This window comes from Tetragenococcus halophilus subsp. halophilus DSM 20339 (assembly GCF_003841405.1).
Taxonomy (GTDB): Bacteria; Bacillota; Bacilli; order Lactobacillales; family Enterococcaceae; genus Tetragenococcus; species Tetragenococcus halophilus.
Map to the genome: position 1 here is coordinate 734,389 of NZ_PXYA01000001.1, position 18,836 is coordinate 753,224.

An 18,836-nucleotide genomic window follows, 5' to 3' on the forward strand; every position below is an offset into this window, starting at 1 on the left:
AGTCCTCTATCTAGGAAAACTAAAGAATCTTAGATAGAGGATTACTTTTATTTAAAATGGAATAAGGCTAAATACACCAGCTGCTACAAGTCCTCCAACGATAGGGCCAACGATGGGTACCCATGAATAAGACCAATCAGAAGTTCCTTTATTGGCAATTGGTAAGATTTGGTGAGCAATTCTTGGTCCTAAGTCACGCGCTGGATTGATCGCATAACCTGTAGGACCACCAAGTGATAGTCCAATGGAAAGAACTAAGATACCTATAAGAAGAGGATTAAATCCATCAGAAAGATCATTTTCGCCTAAACTGAGTAAACCTAGTACCAAAACAAAGGTACCAATAATTTCGGTAACCATATTAGCGGTGAAATGACGTACAGCAGGCGCAGTAGCAAACGAAGCTAAAATGCCATCTGCATCGTCTGTTTCGCTCCATAACGGCATGTAAGCTAACCAAACAATTGTTGCTCCAACAATCCCACCTAATATTTGTGCAATAATAAATGGCACAACAAGTCCGACAGAAAAGTCACCCATAGCTGCAAAAGCAAGTGTTACAGCTGGATTGATATGAGCTGGTCCCATAAAACCGGCAATGTATACGGCCATCGCTAGACCCATGCCCCAGCCTACGGTAATAGCAATCCAGCCTGCACCTTCTGCTTTACTCTTTTTTAAATTTACACCGGCAACAACACCGTCACCTAGTAAAACGAGTACAGCTGTCCCTAAAAATTCACTAAATATTTGTAAACTATCACTCACGGTATTCGTCCTCCTTCAACTCTTTCAAATCTGATTCTGCCACAACTTCTGCTAATTCTTTTTGATAGTTGGCTTTTTCTTCATCACTCCATTGATAAAATTCAGCCATTTTATCAAGTACTGGTTGTTCTAAAGCATCTAACTCATCGCGAATAAATAAGATAAAGTTTGTACGACGTAAGAAGTAATCAACAGGAGTTAGCACGAGTTCTTCATTTAACGCATAATTTAATGAAAAACTATCACGTTGGCTTAACCCTTTGATTGGTTCATCATAAGTCAATACTGTTGGTAAATTTGATCCATAAAGATTTGCCAAATAAAGAGCGTCTTTTTCATTTAATCCTTTATCTTGTGCCTGTTTAGCTAATTTTTTAATTTCTTCATCAACATTATCAGGATCAATATCTCCGCCAGAAACTGGATATTCTTTAGAGTCAATTAAGTCAAATTGACTATCTAATTTCTCGTTAATTTTCTTCAAAGCACCTTCTGCCATCAAACGATAGTCTGTAATTTTACCACCTGAAAGGGTAACTAAACCGTCGCTAGCTTCTTCCAAGCTGCTTCCACGAGAAATTTGTGATGGATCGACTTCTCCACTATCCTGTGCACTATCTGCTTCTTGGATCGCTTTTTCGACATCGTCTCTTTTAGCATCGTCTTCTAAATATTCTTTTGTGGTGTTTACTACTTTATTGAAACTTTCATCAGAAAGTTTTTCGCTGCCGCCGCCACCACCATTATAATCAGAACCGCCATTTGCAGTGATCAATGGACGTAGCCCTGCCCAACTAGCTTCGATATCGTCTAAGCCAATTTTAGCATCAGGATAACGACGGTTAACAATTCTTAACAAGTAGTCGACATCTTCTTGTGTAACTTTTGGATGTTTTAAATCACCATGATAATCGGTATCTGTTGTTCCAAAGTAGGTTTTGTCCTCTCTGGGAACAACAAAAATCATACGACCATCGTTTTCACCTGTATCAAAATAAGTTGGTTGTGGAACATTTAATTTTTCTTTATCCACAACTAAATGAACACCTTTTGTAGGACGCATTTGGTCAGATAAGTCATCTTTTTTGTCCAAATCACGTACTTCATCTGTCCATGGTCCAGAAGTATTGATCACAACTTTAGCATTAATATGGAAATTCCTACCGCTAATGACATCTTGAACATCAGCGCCATTGACCATACCTTGTTGATCATGTGTAATTTTAACAACTTTGACTTTATTTAATACTCGAGCACCATCTTCATGTGCTTTTTTGATGTTTTCAATCACTAAGCGTGAATCATTATTGCGAAAATCAAGATAAACACCGCCACCTTGCAAACCTTCTTTTTCTAATTGAGGTTCTCTTTCTAACACTTCTGACTTATTTAATGTATAATTAGCAAATTTGCCAGTAACGCCTGCCAAACGATCATATAAATCCATCGCTACTTTTGCTGAAAACATATTAAATGTTGCGCCAGCTTCATCATAAATAGGCAAAAGCATTGGATCTGGTTTTGGAATATGCGGTGCGATATGTTGTACATTTGCACGTTCTTTCACCGTATCGTTAACAACTTCTACATCAAATGTTTTTAAATAACGAATACCACCATGGACTAATTTTGTTGAACGAGAAGAAGTTCCTTCAGCAAAATCTTGCATTTCAACTAATGCGGTTTTCATACCGGAAGCGGCGGCTTGTACAGCAACGCCAGCTCCGGTAATCCCTCCTCCAATTACAAGTAAGTCTAGTTCTTCATCTTGAACTTTTTGTATTTCTTCATTTCTTGTCTTATATGAAAAGACCATCAATTATCCTTCTTTCCTTGCACGATGTTTAAATACTCGGGTTGCTTCAACGGCTTCTTGCCATCCTGCATAAAGGTCTTCGCGTTTTTCATCATCCATTTCTGGTTTAAATGTCTTCCCTTCTTCTTTCAAGCCTTTCAACTCTTCCATATCTTTCCAGAAACCAACAGCTAAACCAGCTAGATAAGCAGCACCAAGCGCAGTTGTTTCAAGATTAGCAGCACGTTCTACTTCGATATTTAAAATATCTGATTGAAATTGCATCAACATATCGTTGTTAGCAGCACCGCCGTCTACTCGCAAAAGTTGAATATCAGTATCTGTATCTTTATTCATGGTATCAATAACGTCTTTAGATTGATAAGCAATCGATTGTAGTGTTGCTTTAACAAAGTCTGCTCGACTCGTCGCACGTGTCAGACCAAATACTGCACCACGAGCGCCAGAATCCCAATAAGGCGCGCCCAAACCGGTAAAGGCTGGAACTACGTAAACATAATCGTCATCGCTAGCTCTTTTTGAAATTTCCTCTGATTCAGGTGCCGTTTCTACCATATTCATTTCATCACGTAGCCATTGAATCGCAGAACCTGAAACAAAGATACTCCCTTCTAAAGCATAATAAATTTTGCCATTAATACCATACCCAATGGTTGTTAATAAATCATTTTCAGATAATTGAGGTTCTTCTCCAATGTTCATAACGATAAATGACCCAGTACCATAGGTGTTTTTAACCATACCAGGTTCAAAAGCCATTTGACCAAACAACGCTGATTGTTGGTCCCCTGCCATTCCAGCAATCGGAACTTCACTACCAAAGAAATGATAAGTTTCAGTATAGCCATAAACTTCTGAGTTACTTTTTACTTCTGGCAGCATCGCCTTAGGAATATTTAATAGATCTAAAATTTCTTGGTCCCATTCTAAGTTGTGAATGTTATATAACATCGTACGACTAGCGTTTGAATAATCTGTTACATGGACATTTCCGCTGGTTAATTTCCAAACCAACCAAGTATCGATTGTACCAAACAATAAATCGCCGTTTTCAGCTTTTTCTTGCGCACCTTCTACATGATCTAAGATCCAACGAATTTTAGTAGCAGAAAAGTAAGGGTCAATAATTAATCCTGTTTTTTCATGGATAAAGTCTTTATAGCCATCGTTGATTAATTGTTCAGCAATATCTGATGATTGTCGTGATTGCCATACAACAGCATGATAAATTGGAAGGCCTGTATTTTTATCCCAAATAACTGCTGTTTCACGTTGGTTAGTAATCCCCACACTGGCAACTTCACTAGGATGAATCCCTGATTCGATTAATGCGCCAGCTACAACCGCTTGCACAGCATTCCAAATTTCATTGGCATTGTGTTCAACCCAACCAGAATCCGGGAAATACTGCGTGAATTCTTTCTGCGAACTGCCAATTTCATTGGCATTTTTATCAAATAAAATCGCTCTAGCACTTGTTGTTCCTTCATCTATCGCCATAACATATTTTTTCTCTGCCATAATAAAAAACGCTCCTTTTATTTTTTATGTATACCTTTTTGTATACGTTTTCCTTACATTTCTAATACTAACGCCTATGAAACGCTTTATTTTCCCATTTTTTTTCAAATTTTTGGAATTTCTGACAAAATCTTATTTTGACAGCGTTTGCGCTAAGCTTGACGGATTAACTTTTTGATTTCTTTTAGATCATAAGCTGAACCTAGTTCAGTAATTCGATAAATTTTAGTATCTAAATCAAGTTCAGTATTTGTAATAACTAAATCATAATGTTTAGCTTCGTCAAAAGATTCCACTATCACTCCATTCAGACTATTTAACTGTAGTGTCAACATATTTTTAGTTGCTTCTTTAAATAATTCATCAAGTTGCAAATAAATACCCACACGCACTTCGCGGTTGACACGGATATCAATAATCGACAGCACACTTAAGTACTTAATAGCTGTCATCGCCCACAAACTATTCTGCTCATTTGATTGAGGTTGTAATTCTTTTGCCGAAAGTTCCAATAACTGATTCACATGTGACTGGATATTACTGGTTGAAAGTGTTTCTTCTAGCTGCCAAATATTATTACGATCATATGCTTCGACATCTCCAACGAAAAAATAAAGTCGCAAATGGATTTGTGATAAATAATAATAGCAAGTTTCTTCTAACTCTTTACGAATATTTTTTGGACCGTATATCCGTAAGATTGTTTCTAAAATAATCGAGTCACACCAGGCTGTTGGCGTCATCTTTGAACGTTGTAAAGAATAGGCATGAAAGTCTTTTTGAGAAAGCACCGACATACCGGTTAAAAATACGAAGTGAAGCATGATTTCTTCTTCTTTGAGTTCCACAGCATAAAAGCTAAAAGAACGACGAATGATAGGTAGTAGTTTCAAGTAGAGCGGATCTCTTTTATAAGGTTCAAATTTTTCTTTAAATTGCTTAAATTGCGGATCAGGGATGGTTATTCTTTTTTTAGTTACCCGTAACCATAGAAGAACACGCTGTTTAGCAACTGACATAAATTCTAAGTTAAGGCCACGTTCGATATTTTCTATAATATGTGATTCTCTTGCAGAAATTTGGGCATAACCTTGTTTTAAATACCACAACAATTGAAAATAAAAGTAGCGAATCTGACTTTCTTCTCCCATCAGTTTTCCTTGCCAAATACGCAAGTCAAATTCTTTCAATATTTTATTCAAATCTCTGATTTTACGAGATAAAGAAGATTCACTAATTTTCAATTCTTGGGACAAGCGAACAGGACTTATTTCTTTTTCTTCTAATAAAGCCAATAAAATTTGATACTTAGGCGAATTTAAATACAAAGCTTTTTCAAATTCATCAATAGAAAAATCAGGGGTTTTTGCAAAGGTAATCGTTGCGCCATCATAAGTTAGCTGGCAACATTTACCATAAGGTTTGAAATCCTCTATCAATTCTTCGATATAATTATCGATTGATTTTTTCGTTAGTTCTAAGACTTTACGTATCTCATGAACATTCATTTGTCCGCCAGCGATGATCAATTGCTTGATTAGATAAACTTGCTTTGCTTCTTTTTTTTCTAGCAATTCTTCAAAACGCATGACGATCCTCACTTCCTAGATTGATTCTATTTAAAGGTTCCATTACGTTAGTAAATTCCGCTTGGAAAAAATGATCATTTTGCATTAATTCATCCAGAGTCATATTGTTCTCAATAGCTAGTGCTGCAGTATTGATCTTTTCCAAACAACCTGCCTTTGATAGTAACTGCATACCTAGTAATCTTTCCGAAGACTTTTCATAAACCACTTTACAATAAATTGTGGTTTTATCGGTCAATGAAAACTGCTGAGTAAAACTTTTAGCTGCGATTTCATTTTTATAAACAAAGGCCTCTTCTTCAATCAATCCGGTACTCGCCAAATACCAACCAAAGGCTTTTGTTCCTATAGTACGTAGGCCTCCTGTAAATTTCACTTCTTGTTTTAACAGGTTTTCAGCTGCGATAACACCAGAACGAGTCGCGTGATTAATTTGTGGTAAATAAACACTTTCATCCCTAATTTGAAAAGGACTATGTATCAAGTCCCCTACAGCAAAGACATCTTTTGCAGAGGTCTCTAAATAATCATTTACCTGAATTGTATTATCACTATGCAGTTGAAATTTTTTAGTAAATGCCGCCAATTGAGGATGTACATTGACTGTTGTTATCACATAATCACTGACAACTGTTTGACCATCGAGTAAAATTTCATACTGTTTATCTTTAGCCACTTCAGTCACCGTTGTATTAAGGTAAAAATGTAAGTTTGGCTGTTGTTTTAATGTAGATAAAAAAGGAACTAAAAAGTCTGGATCGAAGTATTTAAATAGCGGATAGTCCATCGCTTCGATTAAATGAACCGTCTTTTTTAAATCAACAAAAGTACTTGCTGCTTCGATACCGGCTTGTCCAGCTCCGATAATTGCTATGGTTTCAGCATTTTGGATTTGATCTAAAACCTTATTAGACAAATCATAATTTTTAAAACTAGGATCCCATTCGTCATCATCTTCCAAACCAATGTTCAGTGATTTTTGCTCGGAACCACTAGCTAAAATTAATTTGTCATAATGATAACTTCCTTTATTTGTAATTATTTCATGTTTTTCTGGATGACAATCAAGTAAAATTTCCGAAAGTTTTACTTGAATAGACTGTGTTTCTAGCTGTTTTTCTGTAACAAATACTGCATCACTTAGCTTTTCAAATTTATTTTGTAAATATAATAGTAAGCCACCAGGTAAAAAACCAACTATTGTATTTTTTTCAATAATCGTAATTTTTGCATTTGGATATAATTTACGGGCATGTAAAGCACAACTTATTCCTGCAAAGGATGCGCCTATAATATAAATCTCCACTTTTGGACACCTCTTCTGTTTGTTTTTCTTTTCTTATCATAACACAGAGTATTTTAGCAAAGATTTTCAAATACTTTGACTACTTAAGGTTACACGACTGTGCTTGAGAAACGATTTTTTATTAAATGAAAAGATTGTTGATATTTTTGCTGCATAAATTTTCGACTCTTTATTTCATTTTAGCAATAATCACCACTTTGCTCAATTAATTATCACTCATTTTTGAGAACGATTACAAAAATCAGAATTAGCTAAATCAGAATTCCTCATAATACGCTTTGAACTTTAATTGTCTGAACAATATTAATTTCAATTATTTCATCATTCCTGCTATACTTTATATAACACGTCACTAGTGGTGCATTAATATAATCAGAATATTCAGATTTTAACTTTTTCTAAAAAATGACAAAAAAATCAAATGCTTACGCAAGGGATGACTTTTCCAGAAAAAATTTTTTCATTATTTATCTGAATACTGTTGCAACGACGACAAATGCTATTTCGTCACGTAGGAACGAGTAATACCCACAATTCTTCAAAAGGTTGAAAAAGCAGATGTTTTAATAGGCGCTTGATTTGGAACGGGGATTTCTTACTTCCTGTCTCTACTTTGAGTAAATACGTCAATAGACTGGCAATCATGGCGAGAATGATTTGATTGCTTACCCCTTTTTCACTGTGTGAAAATAGCTTTTTAATCGTCATATGTTGCTTGATATGCTTAAAAAATAGTTCAATTTGCCATCTCGCTTTGTACATGTCGGCCACTTCTTGGGCGGTCACATCAAAACGGTTGGTGACAAAGCGTAATTGTTTTCCTTTTTCATCCTGAATCGTGACCAAGCGAAACGGGGAAGTTAAATAAACCTGAGTGCCTAACACTACCATTTGGTCACGCAAAATGTTTTTACTCTGAGAAGGTTCATAAGTTTCTAGGACATGAACTTTGGCGTTTTTCTTCACTCTTGTGACGAAAAAGTAGCCGTCAGCTTCCATCTCGTCCAGTCGCTCGTAATCAATATAGCCACGATCAAAGATATAGGTCGCTTCCGGTTGATTGACAAAAACTTCTAAGTGATTGTCATCATGTTCTACCGCATTCGTGACTTCAAACTGATCCGGATAAAAATGCTCTTTATCCATAAAACAGAGTTTTAAGTGAAGCTTGATCCCCGCTTTGGTTGAGCGAAAGTCTGCCCAAGGGTACCGAGTGGTATTTAACGAAAAAGTGGAAGAATCCACGAGATAGAGTGCGTTTCGTTTGGTCACCGGTATTTTTGACCGTGCTTTTTCCAGTAACTGTGCGAAAATCGCCCACAAAATTTCGTCGTCCATCTGGGCGAGCTCACGGGAAAGCTGCGAATGACTAATGGCATCTAACGCCATGGTCTGTTGTAGATCAGGCGAAACAAACGCTGTATCTATTTCACGTAAACTTTCGCACTCATTGTCGATGCCATAGAGAAACACTTTCAAAAAGTGTTCAAAATCAAACTTTTTATGATACTTGTCGGCTTGCGAAATTTTCTCACGAATAGAAAAAGGTAAATTTTTGAAATTTATGTTCGAAAGCCATTTATTAAAAGCTGAAATTGTTTTATACTTATCCATGTGTTTGTCCTTTGTATTGGTCTTGGATAAGTCATCCAAGACCAGTATAAAGGATTTTTTTATGGATGGAAATAGTGTGAAACATAATGAGTGAATTTAAAATGTTTCATGCACCACTAGTGATAACACGTATGCTATGAGAGATGCGATTCATTCGATACTAAATTCAAGCCATTTGTTTTTCAATTTTACCAAGTTGGTTGACCCATAGTTTTATAAGTATTATCTCTTCTGTATTTCTAGCTTTTAACTTTTTATAAATTTCTATGTTTCACTGTCAGTTTAGAAGGAGAGAACATAATGTATAAGAGCCCAATATCTATTGAACTTCCATTACGTGGCCAATGGTTTGTCGAAGTGAGTCCAGCAGATCGTGTTCCTAGTCACGGAACAGATAAATTTGGTTTAAGGTACGCTTTTGATTTTGTACAGGTTGATTGGCAAAAAGCAGAACACCCTACTCACGACAAAAGAAAACTAGATTATTTTACAAAAGGGATTCCTTTAGAGAATTATTACTGTTTTGGAAAAGCTGTTTACGCTCCTTTCACAGCTGAAGTTGTGACAGTTGAAGATAGTATAGCAGATGGAAAAACAGCTTCTTGGTTGAACGATCAAACTTCAGCTATTCGTAATTCCCTCTTCTTCAGTCCTAAAAAAGATGGATTGAAGTCAATCGCTGGTAATTATGTCATTTTAAAAAGAAAAGATAATGTCTATGCCGTGTTTGCCCATCTACAAAAAGACTCAATTACTGTTAATATCGGTGATAAAATTCAAAAAGGACAATTTATAGGAAAAGTTGGCCATAGCGGAAATTCTACCGAGCCGCACTTACATTTTCATTTAATGAATTCCTTTAATCCCGAAATTGCGCAAGGACTTCCTTTTGTTTTTAAACAATATGAAAAATATAATGGTGGATCTTGGCAGAAAATGAAAAATGAAATTCCGACTGCAACTGAACGCATTCGTTTTAAAATAGAATAAGGCTTGTTGCTAAAATATGATAAAAATCAACAGAACATTCCAAAAAATGAATAACAAAACAATAAAAAGGTTTTCCAAAATTAATGGGAAAACCTTTTTATTAGTTAAATATTATTTTAGCTTCAAGCATTTTTATTAGCACGTTTATTTTTAATAGCCCATCTTACTAAGCCAAAAATAACAACCCAGCCCACTAAGTTACCTAAAACCTTTAAAGGATACATTGTACCTTTCTTTTTACCAGCCACATAGAACACCTTTTTTCATAAATTTTGAAACAAAATGTTACACTAATTCCAGAATATTTTTTAATTTTCTCCTACAAAATTTTGACTTAAATTTTCGTTTTTAAGTCCATTCTTTATAACCTTTTCAACTGGTTGTTTAGTCATATTATTATCGCTAACAAAGTAAAAATAACTACTTGGAACAAGCCATATAAGCACAGCAGCAACTAATGCTATGCCAAGTGAAATATTACGATACTGCTTATTAGGTCTTTTCTTTACAAAATACCATGTACCAATAATTCCTAACAAAAATAACGTCCCTAACAACGCATTCATTTTATCACTCCTAAAAATCGAAAAAACCGTTAGCAAAAACTAACAACTTCTCACTTTGATAGTAACAAACACAAAAATTTGTTTCAAATTATTTAGTCACAATTTCTGTTTCAAAATCTGGCGTATTTACGATGGTATCGTGAACTGGACATGTTTGAATGACAAATTCAATAAAATCTTTGATCTCTTCTACTGTATTGTCTGCTTCAACATGAAAAGTTGTCTTGATTTTCGAAAATCCCTTTTTAGCATTTGGATTTTTTCCCAAATAACCATCTGAATCTAACTCCCCTTCCAGATCAACCTTAAACGATTTTAGGTTGATTTTTTTAACTCTTGCAAAAGACTTTGCCACAATGGTTAAACACGCGCCTAAAGAATTTAATAATGCTTCTACTGGATTCATTCCAGTGTTGGTACCACCATCAGCTTCAGGTTCATCTAGCGTAATTTCAAAACCTCTAGATTTACAAGATACTTTCAATCCACTTTCTAATGTTACTTCTGCTTTTGTTAGCTCAACTGCCATCTTACTTCCTCCTTTTTAAATTAACAATAAAACCTTACTTATGAAAGTGACTTATTTCCATATACTCTCCTAATTTTAATGCATTAGAATTGGCGCCATGTCCAATCTCTTCTGTTTTTGCAATCGGTAAATCATCATCTTGCAAAATCTTTTGAAGTACTTCTTCAATAGGTTGCTCATAACTTTTTTGATAAGAAATAAAAGTACCTAACTAAAACTTGAAAGTTCAAAAATACAGTTCATCCCTTGATAAATAAACGTTTTTTGATACAAAAATAGCATGAACGACTCAAAACTTGGTATAATAGAATTACCAAAAAACCACTAACCAAGGAGTGTTCATGCCATGTCAATTATAACACAAAAAACGTCAAATTCAGAAAAAATTTCCAACTCTGTGAGTGATTTTTTTCATCGATTCCATGTGGCTTCTGCGTTGAAAAAGGCAAACGCAGTCCATAAAAGGGGTTTTTCGGTTCCTGTTATTTTTTCGTTTTTATTGGCCTCGATCTTTACCAACGGTTCTACCTATCGGTTTTACCAAAAGCAGAAGGAACAGTTGCCTTTTTCGGATAAGACCTTTCGCAATGTCTTGAATGATCCGCACATTCATTGGCAAAAATTACTGATCTTAGTGGCTAAATCCGTCATTACTTTCCTACGTCCATTGACGGATGATGCCCGAAAGACCACGTTTATCGTGGATGACTCCATGTATACCCGCTCGAATGCGAAAAAAGTGGCGTGTGCCGCTTTACAATACGACCATGCCAAGAAAAAATATTTAAAAGGATTTCGTTATTTACAATTAGGCTGGAGTGATGGCAATAGCTTTGTCCCTGTTGCTTTTTCGTTGCTCTCCGGGAAAAGAAAGCTCCAATCTGATCTTGATATCGGGGATCAACGCACGAATAGGGGGAAACGTAAAGCTCAAGCGCTTCGTAAAGGCACGGAAGTGACACTGGAACTGCTTCGATCGGCTTTGAACCAAGGGATCTCTGCAGATTATGTTTTATTTGACACCTGGTTTTCCAGTCCCAAAATGTTCCAACAGGTCCGTGACCTGAAATGCCACTGCGTAGCGATGGTTAAACGTAGTCAAAAGATCTACTATCGTTATCAAGGCCAAAAGATGGATGTCAAAGAAATCTTCAAACGAAATAAAAAGCGCCGCGGTCGTTCTCGCTATCTTTTGAGTGTCCAAGTAGAAGCTGTCGTAGAAGGGGAAGTTTTTCCTATTAAGTTGGTATATATTCGCAATCGCAATAAACGAAACGACTATTTGGTCTTAGCTTCGACCGATATCGATCTAACCGAAGACGAAATCATCCAGCTCTATGCTAGACGCTGGTCGGTGGAAGTCTACTTCAAGATGTGCAAACAATACTTAAAATTAGCCAAGTACCAAGGGATTTCTTATGACGGGATCTTTGCGCATACGACACTGGTAGCTATCGGTTATATGATCCTAGCGGTGCAAGAACGTGAAAGTAAAGACGACCGAACGCTTGGCGAGTTATTTTATCTTCTCATTGATGAGCTTTCCGAGCTTTCTGTATCGGAAGCCATTTTGCAATTACTCGTTTTATTCCAAGAAGCTTTTGCGGATGAATATGTTTTGGATGAAGCCGTATTAAATAACATTATCGAACAGTTCCTTGAAAAACTACCTTTCTCCATGCAAAAACAGCTCAAGCAAGCAGGTTGAAGTTAATTTTGTGCATAAGATGCTTGGTATACCAAGGGATACGTATCGAAAAATAGGTTTCAAGTTTTAGTACCTAATAAAATTCCAGCAATCTTATCAAAACCTTCTAATCCTTTTAACTGATAAAACATGGAATATAAGCTTTCTTTTCCTCCACCATGACTTTCTAAAAACAATACCTTGTTGGCTAGATCAGGCATATATTTTGTTCCGGCTAATTTTAAAAAGCAACGGATATTTCCACCAATAACTTCGCCTTCTATCTCATTACCTTGATAAAACTCCCAACTAGTTTGATACAAATCCTTTGCGCCATCAAAAAAAGAAGATTTAAATTTATCAATTTGTTTTCCACTAGCATCCCACAGTAAAGTTGCTACTTGAAATAATTCTACCTCTTGATTGCTCTGACTTATTAAACTATTTAACACTGTTGTAAGATCACTATAACCATAAAATTTCTTTTTCTGCTTCCGAATAAGTGAATAGTCTAGCTTATCTAAAATACCATTAGCGATATCACCTCCAGAGATATCAAAAATAGCTTCTATCGAATCATCTGCATAATATTGATTCATAATTTCAGCCTTTTCACCAGTATTAAAAAGCGTATTTTCTTGCAAAGTTGGACTAAGTATAACGTCTAAACCCAATTTTTCTAATATCTCTTTTATATCGTAAACTTCTTGGAGGTTCGTTCTAGGATCAGAGTTTCCCACTAATGCAACTTTTCTCTTATCTTTTGGTTTTATACGCACAACAGCGCCTCCTCAAAAAAGGCTAGGTTTTAATTCTATAGTTAAATCCTAGCCTTTTATATATATTCCGTCAATCGCTAAAGAACACGTCTTTTTATTGTAGACAAATTTTTCCAGAATAATTTAATGTAACTCAAGTTTCGCACATAAAAAAATAGGATAATCCATTGCCAGATCTGGGCCTGCATTGAATTCAATCGCCTTCTTGACTTTTTTAACAAAAGATACAAAAAGAACTCGCTTTGTTTTATAATTGATTTACCACAAATCAAAGACAAAGGAGTTCTTGCCCTTATGATACACTTAAAAGCCATCAAAAATCAATTACCAAATGAAGTAAAAGCGACTTTTTCCGAATTAAAGGTGCCTTCCTTTTTGCGTCAAGCTCACATCCACAAGCAAAAAGGCTATTCCGTCGCAGTCATCTTTACTTTTCTTTTTTCTTTAGTCTTTAAAGGCAAATCGCTTCATCAAGTCCTTTCTGGACGTGAGGCGGACCAATGGATGAAAAAAGATACGGTCTATCGTTTGATGAACGATCCTCACAATAACTGGCGGACCTTTCTTCTTCGTTTCAGTACTTCGGTGATCGAAAAGATCCATCGTCTGACGGATCCTCAAACTCATCTACGCACCTTGATTTTAGACGATTCTACCTTTTATCGAAATCGGAGTCAAAAAGTCCCTGGTTTAGCCCGTCTATGGGATCATGCCTTGCAAAAAGGCTACAAAGGATATCGTATGCTCACGTTGGGCTTTTCCGATGGGTATTCGTTTCTGCCTATTGATTTTAGTTTGCTTTCTGGCAATAAAAAAGTCCAGCCCACCATCTCTGTACAAGACCAGCGAACCGTGGGCGCTCGTCGATTCAAAGAAGCGCAGCGTCCCATGCCTGAAGTGGCGGTTGAAATGGTGGCACGTGCCCTTGATCAGGGCATTTATGCCACGCATGTGCTCATGGACAAGTGGTTTACTTGTCCGAAAATGATCGATCGGTTACACGATTTAGGCATTCATACGATAGGGATGATGAAAAACGGAAAAACAAAATATCTCTACCAAGGGCGTTTTTATAAATTAAGCGAACTCTACCAAAAATCGACGGAAGAAGTAACTGCTGAAGCTATTCTTTCGTCCATTATCGTCCAGCCCTGTGCTGGTCAGCATCCTGTGAAGATCGTTTTTGTGAAAAACCACAGTAAACAAAGTGCCTGGTTAGCCATTATGACGGATGATCTGACGCTGTCTTCTCAAGAGATCGTCAAAACCTATTCTTTACGGTGGGATATCGAAACATTCTTTAAAGCATCAAAATCACTGCTTCATTTAGCGCAAGAAACACAGACACGGAATTATCAAGCCCTGCTCTGTCACACGACCATTGTATTTACCCGTTATATTCTCTTGAGCTGGCAACAACGCTGTGCCAATGACGAGCGGACACTGGGCGGCTTATTTTATGAACTCGCAGATCAGATGAAAGAACTTGATTGGTCTGTGGCATTGCTTGAGTTGGTCAAGATCATTCAGGCTGTCAGCGAAAAAGCAGAAAGTACACTACAAGACTTTATTGAAAGTCAACTACAACACTGGATCGATACGCTACCCAACTATATCAAGGGTTATCTACCGAATTTGGTGTGCGAAACTTGAGTAATGTAATTCATTCAGAGTAGTAATATCTTTAATATGTTTTTTTGATAAAACTGAAAAAGCTGCTGTCAAACCATGTAAAGCTTCAATATCTTTCATTGTAATACTCGTACCTGGAAAACGTTCGAAAGTTAAAAAATCTAAATTTTGAACTAAACCGTCTAATTCAAAACCGCTCTTAAAAACTTCAGTAAATAATTGATTCTCTTCTTCTGTCATTGTTCTTTCCTCCATTTTATTAATTTATCGTTTATTGAAAAACGCATAAGTATTTTAGATGATAAACTCCTTTCTTTTTTTGTTTCTTTTTCAGCAACTCCCTATTTTCACAAAATTTGCTATATTCCCAATTCTATTTCCCGAAAAATATTACAAGTTTCTTTTAGCGCAACTACTACCTTTAGATTACATTGCTTTTTTAGCAACGTCAACTATAATTTATCAAATATCGAAACTTGCTTATTTCACTTTTAGAAACCATGTTATTATATTTGCGTAATTAGCAACGAAAGGAGCGCTTAATATGTCTGATACTTCTTTGATTAGAAGAATTATAAATCTAAGAGAATCAAATAACTGGACACAAGTAGAATTAGGAAGAAAACTTAATTTGGACAAATCAGCGATGAATAAAATTGAAAATGGCACAAGAAAAGTCTCTACTAACGAGCTAGAAAAAATCGCTGACGTCTTTACTGTTTCTACTGATTATCTATTAGGAAGAGAAAATAAAGAATATGATTTACCTGAAAGTAAAAGCCAGACCGTAGCCAAGCATATGGGAGATAGTGTTTCAGAAGATGAAATGGAAGATATCTTGGATTATATTGAGTTTATTAAACAAAAACGGAAGAAACAGTAATGGTATTAGGTTAGTTTTATTGATACATTTCGTTTATATAAAAAAAGATTTTATTTTATTTTTTCGAACTTATCATAAAAAAATATTTTTGTTTTCTTGCCAGAGAATGGGGAGCTATTTATACTTTTAAGCAAAATAAAAATTCCTCTCATAGTAATCAAAAATTTACGCTAAGATTACTATGGCAGGAATACACTACTTTTGTTATGAAATGATCAGTTCTTCTATTCTTGTTCTCTTTGAAAATATCTCATACCAAAATGTATCTCTAAGGAGTTAATAAAACCTTGCCAATATTCTTTCCAGCTTCTAAAAATTCATGAGCATCTTTGCCGTTTCTTAATCTAAAAATAGTTGGTTCACTAATGGTAATTTGACCATCTACAAAATATTGAAATAATCGTTTGCTTCTTTCTTCTCTTTCTTCGTAGCTTGTCAAATAATCCCATAAGTCTCCAGTTAAGATACTTTTTGATTTTGTAAGTAGTTCAATTAAATTAACTTGAGGCGGTGTACCCCCTGCCATACCGAAAAGAACAACTTTACCTCTATTTTTAGTCAAATCAATACTCTGCTGAACAGTAATGCCTACACCATCATAAACAGTATCAAAGGAATTTTGAACATCGTTAAACCATTCCTCTTCTTTTAAAAATACTTCCCTTGCCCCTTGCTTCAATGCAGTTTCTTGTTTTTCTATTGAAGAAGTAAGCCCGTAGACATCAACACCGTCTGCTCCCAATATTTGAGATAGAATTTGACCAACTCCACCGCTAATCCCGTAGATAAAGGCTTTATCTCCTCTCACATTTTGCCCCAAATCATTGGCTAAAAATTCGGCAGTTAAACCTTGCAGACCTATACTAGCTGCCAGCTTTATATTCATATTTTTGGGTATTTTTATAATATTTTCCTTTGGTACTGATACCAGTTCCGCATTAGCGAAAGGAACATCCACAAACAAAATATCTTCCCCTATAGAGCAACTTTTAATATTTTTTCCTATTTTAACAACTTCTCCAACGCCTTCATAACCATTGATATATGGAGGAGAATGATCCTCTATGTGATAATCGCCTCTTCTTCTATAAATATCCGCAAAATTTACTCCAATATATTTTGTTTTAATAACTAAAACTTGAAAGTTCAAAAATACAGTTCATCCCTTGATAAATAAACGTTTTTTGATACAAAAATAGCATGAACCACTCAAATCCTGGTATAATAGAATCAACGAAAAACCACTAACCAAGGAGTGTTCATGCCATGTCAATTATAACACAAACAACGCCAAACTCAGAAAAAATTTCTACCTCTGTGTCTGATTTTTTTCATCAGTTCCATGTAGCTTCTGCTCTTAAAAAATCGAATGCCGTGCACAGGAAGGGTTTCTCCGTTTCTGTTATTTTTTCGTTCCTATTAGCTTCGATCTTTACCAACGGTTCTACCTATCGGTTTTACCAAAAGCAAAAGGAACAGCTATCATTTTCAGATAAAACATTTCGCAACGTTTTGAATGATCCGCACATTCATTGGCAAAAATTACTGATCTTAGTGGCTAAATCCGTCATTACTTTCCTACGTCCATTGACGGATGATGCCCGAAAGACCACGTTTATCGTGGATGACTCCATGTATTCTCGCTTGAATGCGAAAAAAGTGGCGTGTGCCGCTTTACAATACGACTATGCCAAGAAAAAATATTTCAAAGGATTTCGTTATTTACAATTAGGCTGGAGTGATGGCAACAGCTTTGTCCCCGTCGCTTTTTCCTTGCTCTCCGGGAAAAGAAAGCTCCAATCTGATCTTGATATCGGGGATCAACGCACGAATAGGGGGAAACGTAAAGCTCAAGCGCTTCGTAAAGGTACGGAAGTGACACTGGAACTGCTTCGATTGGCTTTGAACCAAGGGATCCATGCGGATTATGTCTTATTCGATACTTGGTTTTCCAGTCCCAAAATGTTCCAACAGATCCGTGACCTGAAATGCCACTGCGTAGCGATGGTTAAACGTAGTCAAAAGATCTACTACCGTTATCAAGGCCAAAAGATGGATGTCAAAGAAATCTTCAAACGAAACAAGAAACGCCGCGGTCGTTCTCGCTATCTTTTGAGTGTCCAAGTAGAAGCTGTCGTAGAAGGGAAAGTCCTTCCCATTAAGTTGGTATATATTCGCAATCGCAATAAACGAAACGACTATTTGGTCTTAGCTTCGACCGATATCGATCTGACCGAAGACGAGATCATTCAGCTCTATGCTAGACGCTGGTCGGTGGAAGTCTACTTCAAGATGTGCAAACAATACTTAAAATTAGCCAAGTACCAAGGGATTTCTTATGACGGGATCTTTGCGCATACGACACTGGTAGCTATCGGTTATATGATCCTAGCGGTGCAAGAACGTGAAAGTAAAGACGACCGAACGCTTGGCGAGTTATTTTATCTTCTCATTGATGAGCTTTCCGAGCTTTCTGTATCGGAAGCCATTCTGCAATTACTCGTTTTATTCCAAGAAGCTTTTGCGGATGAATATGTTTTGGATGAAGCCGTATTAAATAACATTATCGAACAGTTCCTTGAAAAACTACCTTCCTCTATACAAAAACAGCTCAAGCAAGCAGGTTGAAGTTAATTTTGTGCATGAGATCCTTGGTATACCAAGGGATACGTATCGAAAAGTAGGTTTCAAGTTTTAGTTAATAAGTACTTCATTTTCATTAATTTGTGGTTCAGCAACTTCTCCATACTGTAATACTGAAGAATCACCAAATTCATTAAAATATAGTGCTTTCATAATTTGTTTTTCTCCTTTTTCTTATAATTCACTCTTTATTTAAATACAAGTTTGTCTTGATTAATTAAACCCCTTTTTTAAACAACATAAATGAATAACCAAATGGGAAAAGATCTACTACAACAATTGGGTTATTAGAAACCATCTTTGTTGTAAGAATGCGTTTAAAATAAATATTAGTCCACTAATAATCAACTAGCCATGCGGTTTGTTTGATTCCAATTCTCTTTACTATTTAGCTTCCAAAGAATTCTGATTCCATTTCACTACTACTAGCAGGTTTTTCCCTCCAAATAATGCACGTTAATTTCTACTTTGATGTCTCATATTTATTGTATTCATATTCGTAATATTAGAATT

18 protein-coding genes and 1 pseudogene are annotated in these 18,836 nt (G+C 35.9%); 5 read left to right on the forward strand and 14 right to left on the reverse strand.

Annotation, left to right across the window (positions count from 1 at the left end; all coding sequences use genetic code 11):
• Window positions 1-51: 51 nt before the first annotated feature.
• From C7K42_RS03400 to C7K42_RS03425, 6 genes are all read right to left on the reverse strand, one after another.
• Window positions 52-768: an MIP/aquaporin family protein gene (locus C7K42_RS03400; protein ID WP_014125021.1), complete on the reverse strand. Its 717-nt coding sequence runs from the start codon at window positions 766-768 to the stop codon at window positions 52-54.
• Entirely contained in the window at window positions 761-2,584 is a 1,824-nt protein-coding gene (gene glpO, locus C7K42_RS03405) for a type 1 glycerol-3-phosphate oxidase (protein ID WP_103099918.1), read from the reverse strand. The genes C7K42_RS03400 and glpO overlap by 8 nt, the downstream gene beginning before the upstream one ends.
• A 3-nt stretch (window positions 2,585-2,587) precedes the next feature.
• The gene (gene glpK, locus C7K42_RS03410; protein WP_014125023.1) at window positions 2,588-4,105 is read right to left on the reverse strand and encodes a glycerol kinase GlpK; all 1,518 of its coding nucleotides are present in this window, start codon (window positions 4,103-4,105) and stop codon (window positions 2,588-2,590) included.
• Between the two features lie 152 nt (window positions 4,106-4,257).
• Entirely contained in the window at window positions 4,258-5,694 is a 1,437-nt protein-coding gene (locus C7K42_RS03415) for an AcpB/EbpR/MafR family transcriptional regulator (protein ID WP_103099919.1), read from the reverse strand.
• Window positions 5,684-7,000 (reverse strand): FAD-dependent oxidoreductase, encoded by a 1,317-nt coding sequence (locus C7K42_RS03420; RefSeq protein ID WP_103099920.1) that lies wholly within the window; start codon window positions 6,998-7,000, stop codon window positions 5,684-5,686. Before C7K42_RS03420 ends, C7K42_RS03415 begins: the two co-directional genes overlap by 11 nt.
• Window positions 7,001-7,507: 507 nt before the next feature.
• A complete protein-coding gene (locus C7K42_RS03425) occupies window positions 7,508-8,614 on the reverse strand; it encodes an IS4 family transposase (protein ID WP_124175393.1) in 1,107 nt (368 codons plus the stop codon).
• Between the two features lie 300 nt (window positions 8,615-8,914).
• Here C7K42_RS03425 and C7K42_RS03430 point away from each other — a divergent pair, with 300 nt between their 5' ends.
• On the forward strand, window positions 8,915-9,604 hold the full coding sequence (locus tag C7K42_RS03430) for a M23 family metallopeptidase (protein ID WP_103099903.1): 690 nt from the start codon (window positions 8,915-8,917) through the stop codon (window positions 9,602-9,604).
• Window positions 9,605-9,726: 122 nt separating this feature from the next.
• On the opposite strand, the gene C7K42_RS13275 is transcribed toward C7K42_RS03430, so the two are convergent.
• The 4 genes from C7K42_RS13275 to C7K42_RS03445 form a co-directional block, all read right to left on the reverse strand.
• On the reverse strand, window positions 9,727-9,852 hold the full coding sequence (locus tag C7K42_RS13275; RefSeq protein WP_256729043.1) for a hypothetical protein: 126 nt from the start codon (window positions 9,850-9,852) through the stop codon (window positions 9,727-9,729).
• Window positions 9,853-9,912: 60 nt separating this feature from the next.
• Entirely contained in the window at window positions 9,913-10,170 is a 258-nt protein-coding gene (locus C7K42_RS03435; protein ID WP_014125027.1) for a DUF3290 family protein, read from the reverse strand.
• A gap of 88 nt (window positions 10,171-10,258) precedes the next feature.
• The gene (locus C7K42_RS03440) at window positions 10,259-10,699 is read right to left on the reverse strand and encodes an OsmC family protein (RefSeq protein ID WP_014125028.1); all 441 of its coding nucleotides are present in this window, start codon (window positions 10,697-10,699) and stop codon (window positions 10,259-10,261) included.
• 34 nt (window positions 10,700-10,733) lie between these two features.
• Window positions 10,734-10,898, reverse strand: coding sequence for a hypothetical protein (locus tag C7K42_RS03445; RefSeq protein WP_170157598.1), 165 nt, complete (start codon window positions 10,896-10,898; stop codon window positions 10,734-10,736).
• A 147-nt stretch (window positions 10,899-11,045) separates the two neighbouring features.
• Here C7K42_RS03445 and C7K42_RS03450 point away from each other — a divergent pair, with 147 nt between their 5' ends.
• Window positions 11,046-12,407: an IS4 family transposase gene (locus C7K42_RS03450; RefSeq protein ID WP_069028955.1), complete on the forward strand. Its 1,362-nt coding sequence runs from the start codon at window positions 11,046-11,048 to the stop codon at window positions 12,405-12,407.
• A gap of 59 nt (window positions 12,408-12,466) precedes the next feature.
• On the opposite strand, the gene C7K42_RS03455 is transcribed toward C7K42_RS03450, so the two are convergent.
• A complete protein-coding gene (locus C7K42_RS03455) occupies window positions 12,467-13,165 on the reverse strand; it encodes an LD-carboxypeptidase (RefSeq protein WP_103099906.1) in 699 nt (232 codons plus the stop codon).
• A 294-nt stretch (window positions 13,166-13,459) separates the two neighbouring features.
• Here C7K42_RS03455 and C7K42_RS03460 point away from each other — a divergent pair, with 294 nt between their 5' ends.
• Entirely contained in the window at window positions 13,460-14,818 is a 1,359-nt protein-coding gene (locus C7K42_RS03460) for an IS4-like element ISTeha3 family transposase (protein WP_014123593.1), read from the forward strand.
• Here C7K42_RS03460 and C7K42_RS03465 read toward each other — a convergent pair.
• Window positions 14,792-15,037 carry a hypothetical protein gene (locus C7K42_RS03465; protein ID WP_103099821.1) on the reverse strand — a complete coding sequence of 82 codons (246 nt, stop codon included), beginning with the start codon at window positions 15,035-15,037 and terminating at the stop codon, window positions 14,792-14,794. The genes C7K42_RS03460 and C7K42_RS03465 overlap by 27 nt on opposite strands.
• Window positions 15,038-15,341: 304 nt before the next feature.
• On the opposite strand from C7K42_RS03465, the gene C7K42_RS03470 reads away from it, so the two are divergent.
• Window positions 15,342-15,680 carry a helix-turn-helix domain-containing protein gene (locus C7K42_RS03470; protein ID WP_014125031.1) on the forward strand — a complete coding sequence of 113 codons (339 nt, stop codon included), beginning with the start codon at window positions 15,342-15,344 and terminating at the stop codon, window positions 15,678-15,680.
• A gap of 268 nt (window positions 15,681-15,948) precedes the next feature.
• Here C7K42_RS03470 and C7K42_RS03475 read toward each other — a convergent pair whose 3' ends face one another.
• Complete coding sequence (locus tag C7K42_RS03475; RefSeq protein WP_103099822.1) at window positions 15,949-16,830, reverse strand: zinc-binding dehydrogenase; 882 nt, start codon at window positions 16,828-16,830, stop codon at window positions 15,949-15,951.
• A gap of 116 nt (window positions 16,831-16,946) precedes the next feature.
• Between C7K42_RS03475 and C7K42_RS03480 the strand changes: the two genes are divergently transcribed.
• A complete protein-coding gene (locus tag C7K42_RS03480; RefSeq protein WP_124175394.1) occupies window positions 16,947-18,308 on the forward strand; it encodes an IS4 family transposase in 1,362 nt (453 codons plus the stop codon).
• A gap of 72 nt (window positions 18,309-18,380) precedes the next feature.
• Here the strand turns inward: C7K42_RS03480 and C7K42_RS13025 are convergent.
• Window positions 18,381-18,476 (reverse strand): annotated as a pseudogene (locus tag C7K42_RS13025) (alcohol dehydrogenase); the annotation flags it as partial.
• Window positions 18,477-18,836 lie beyond the last annotated feature (360 nt).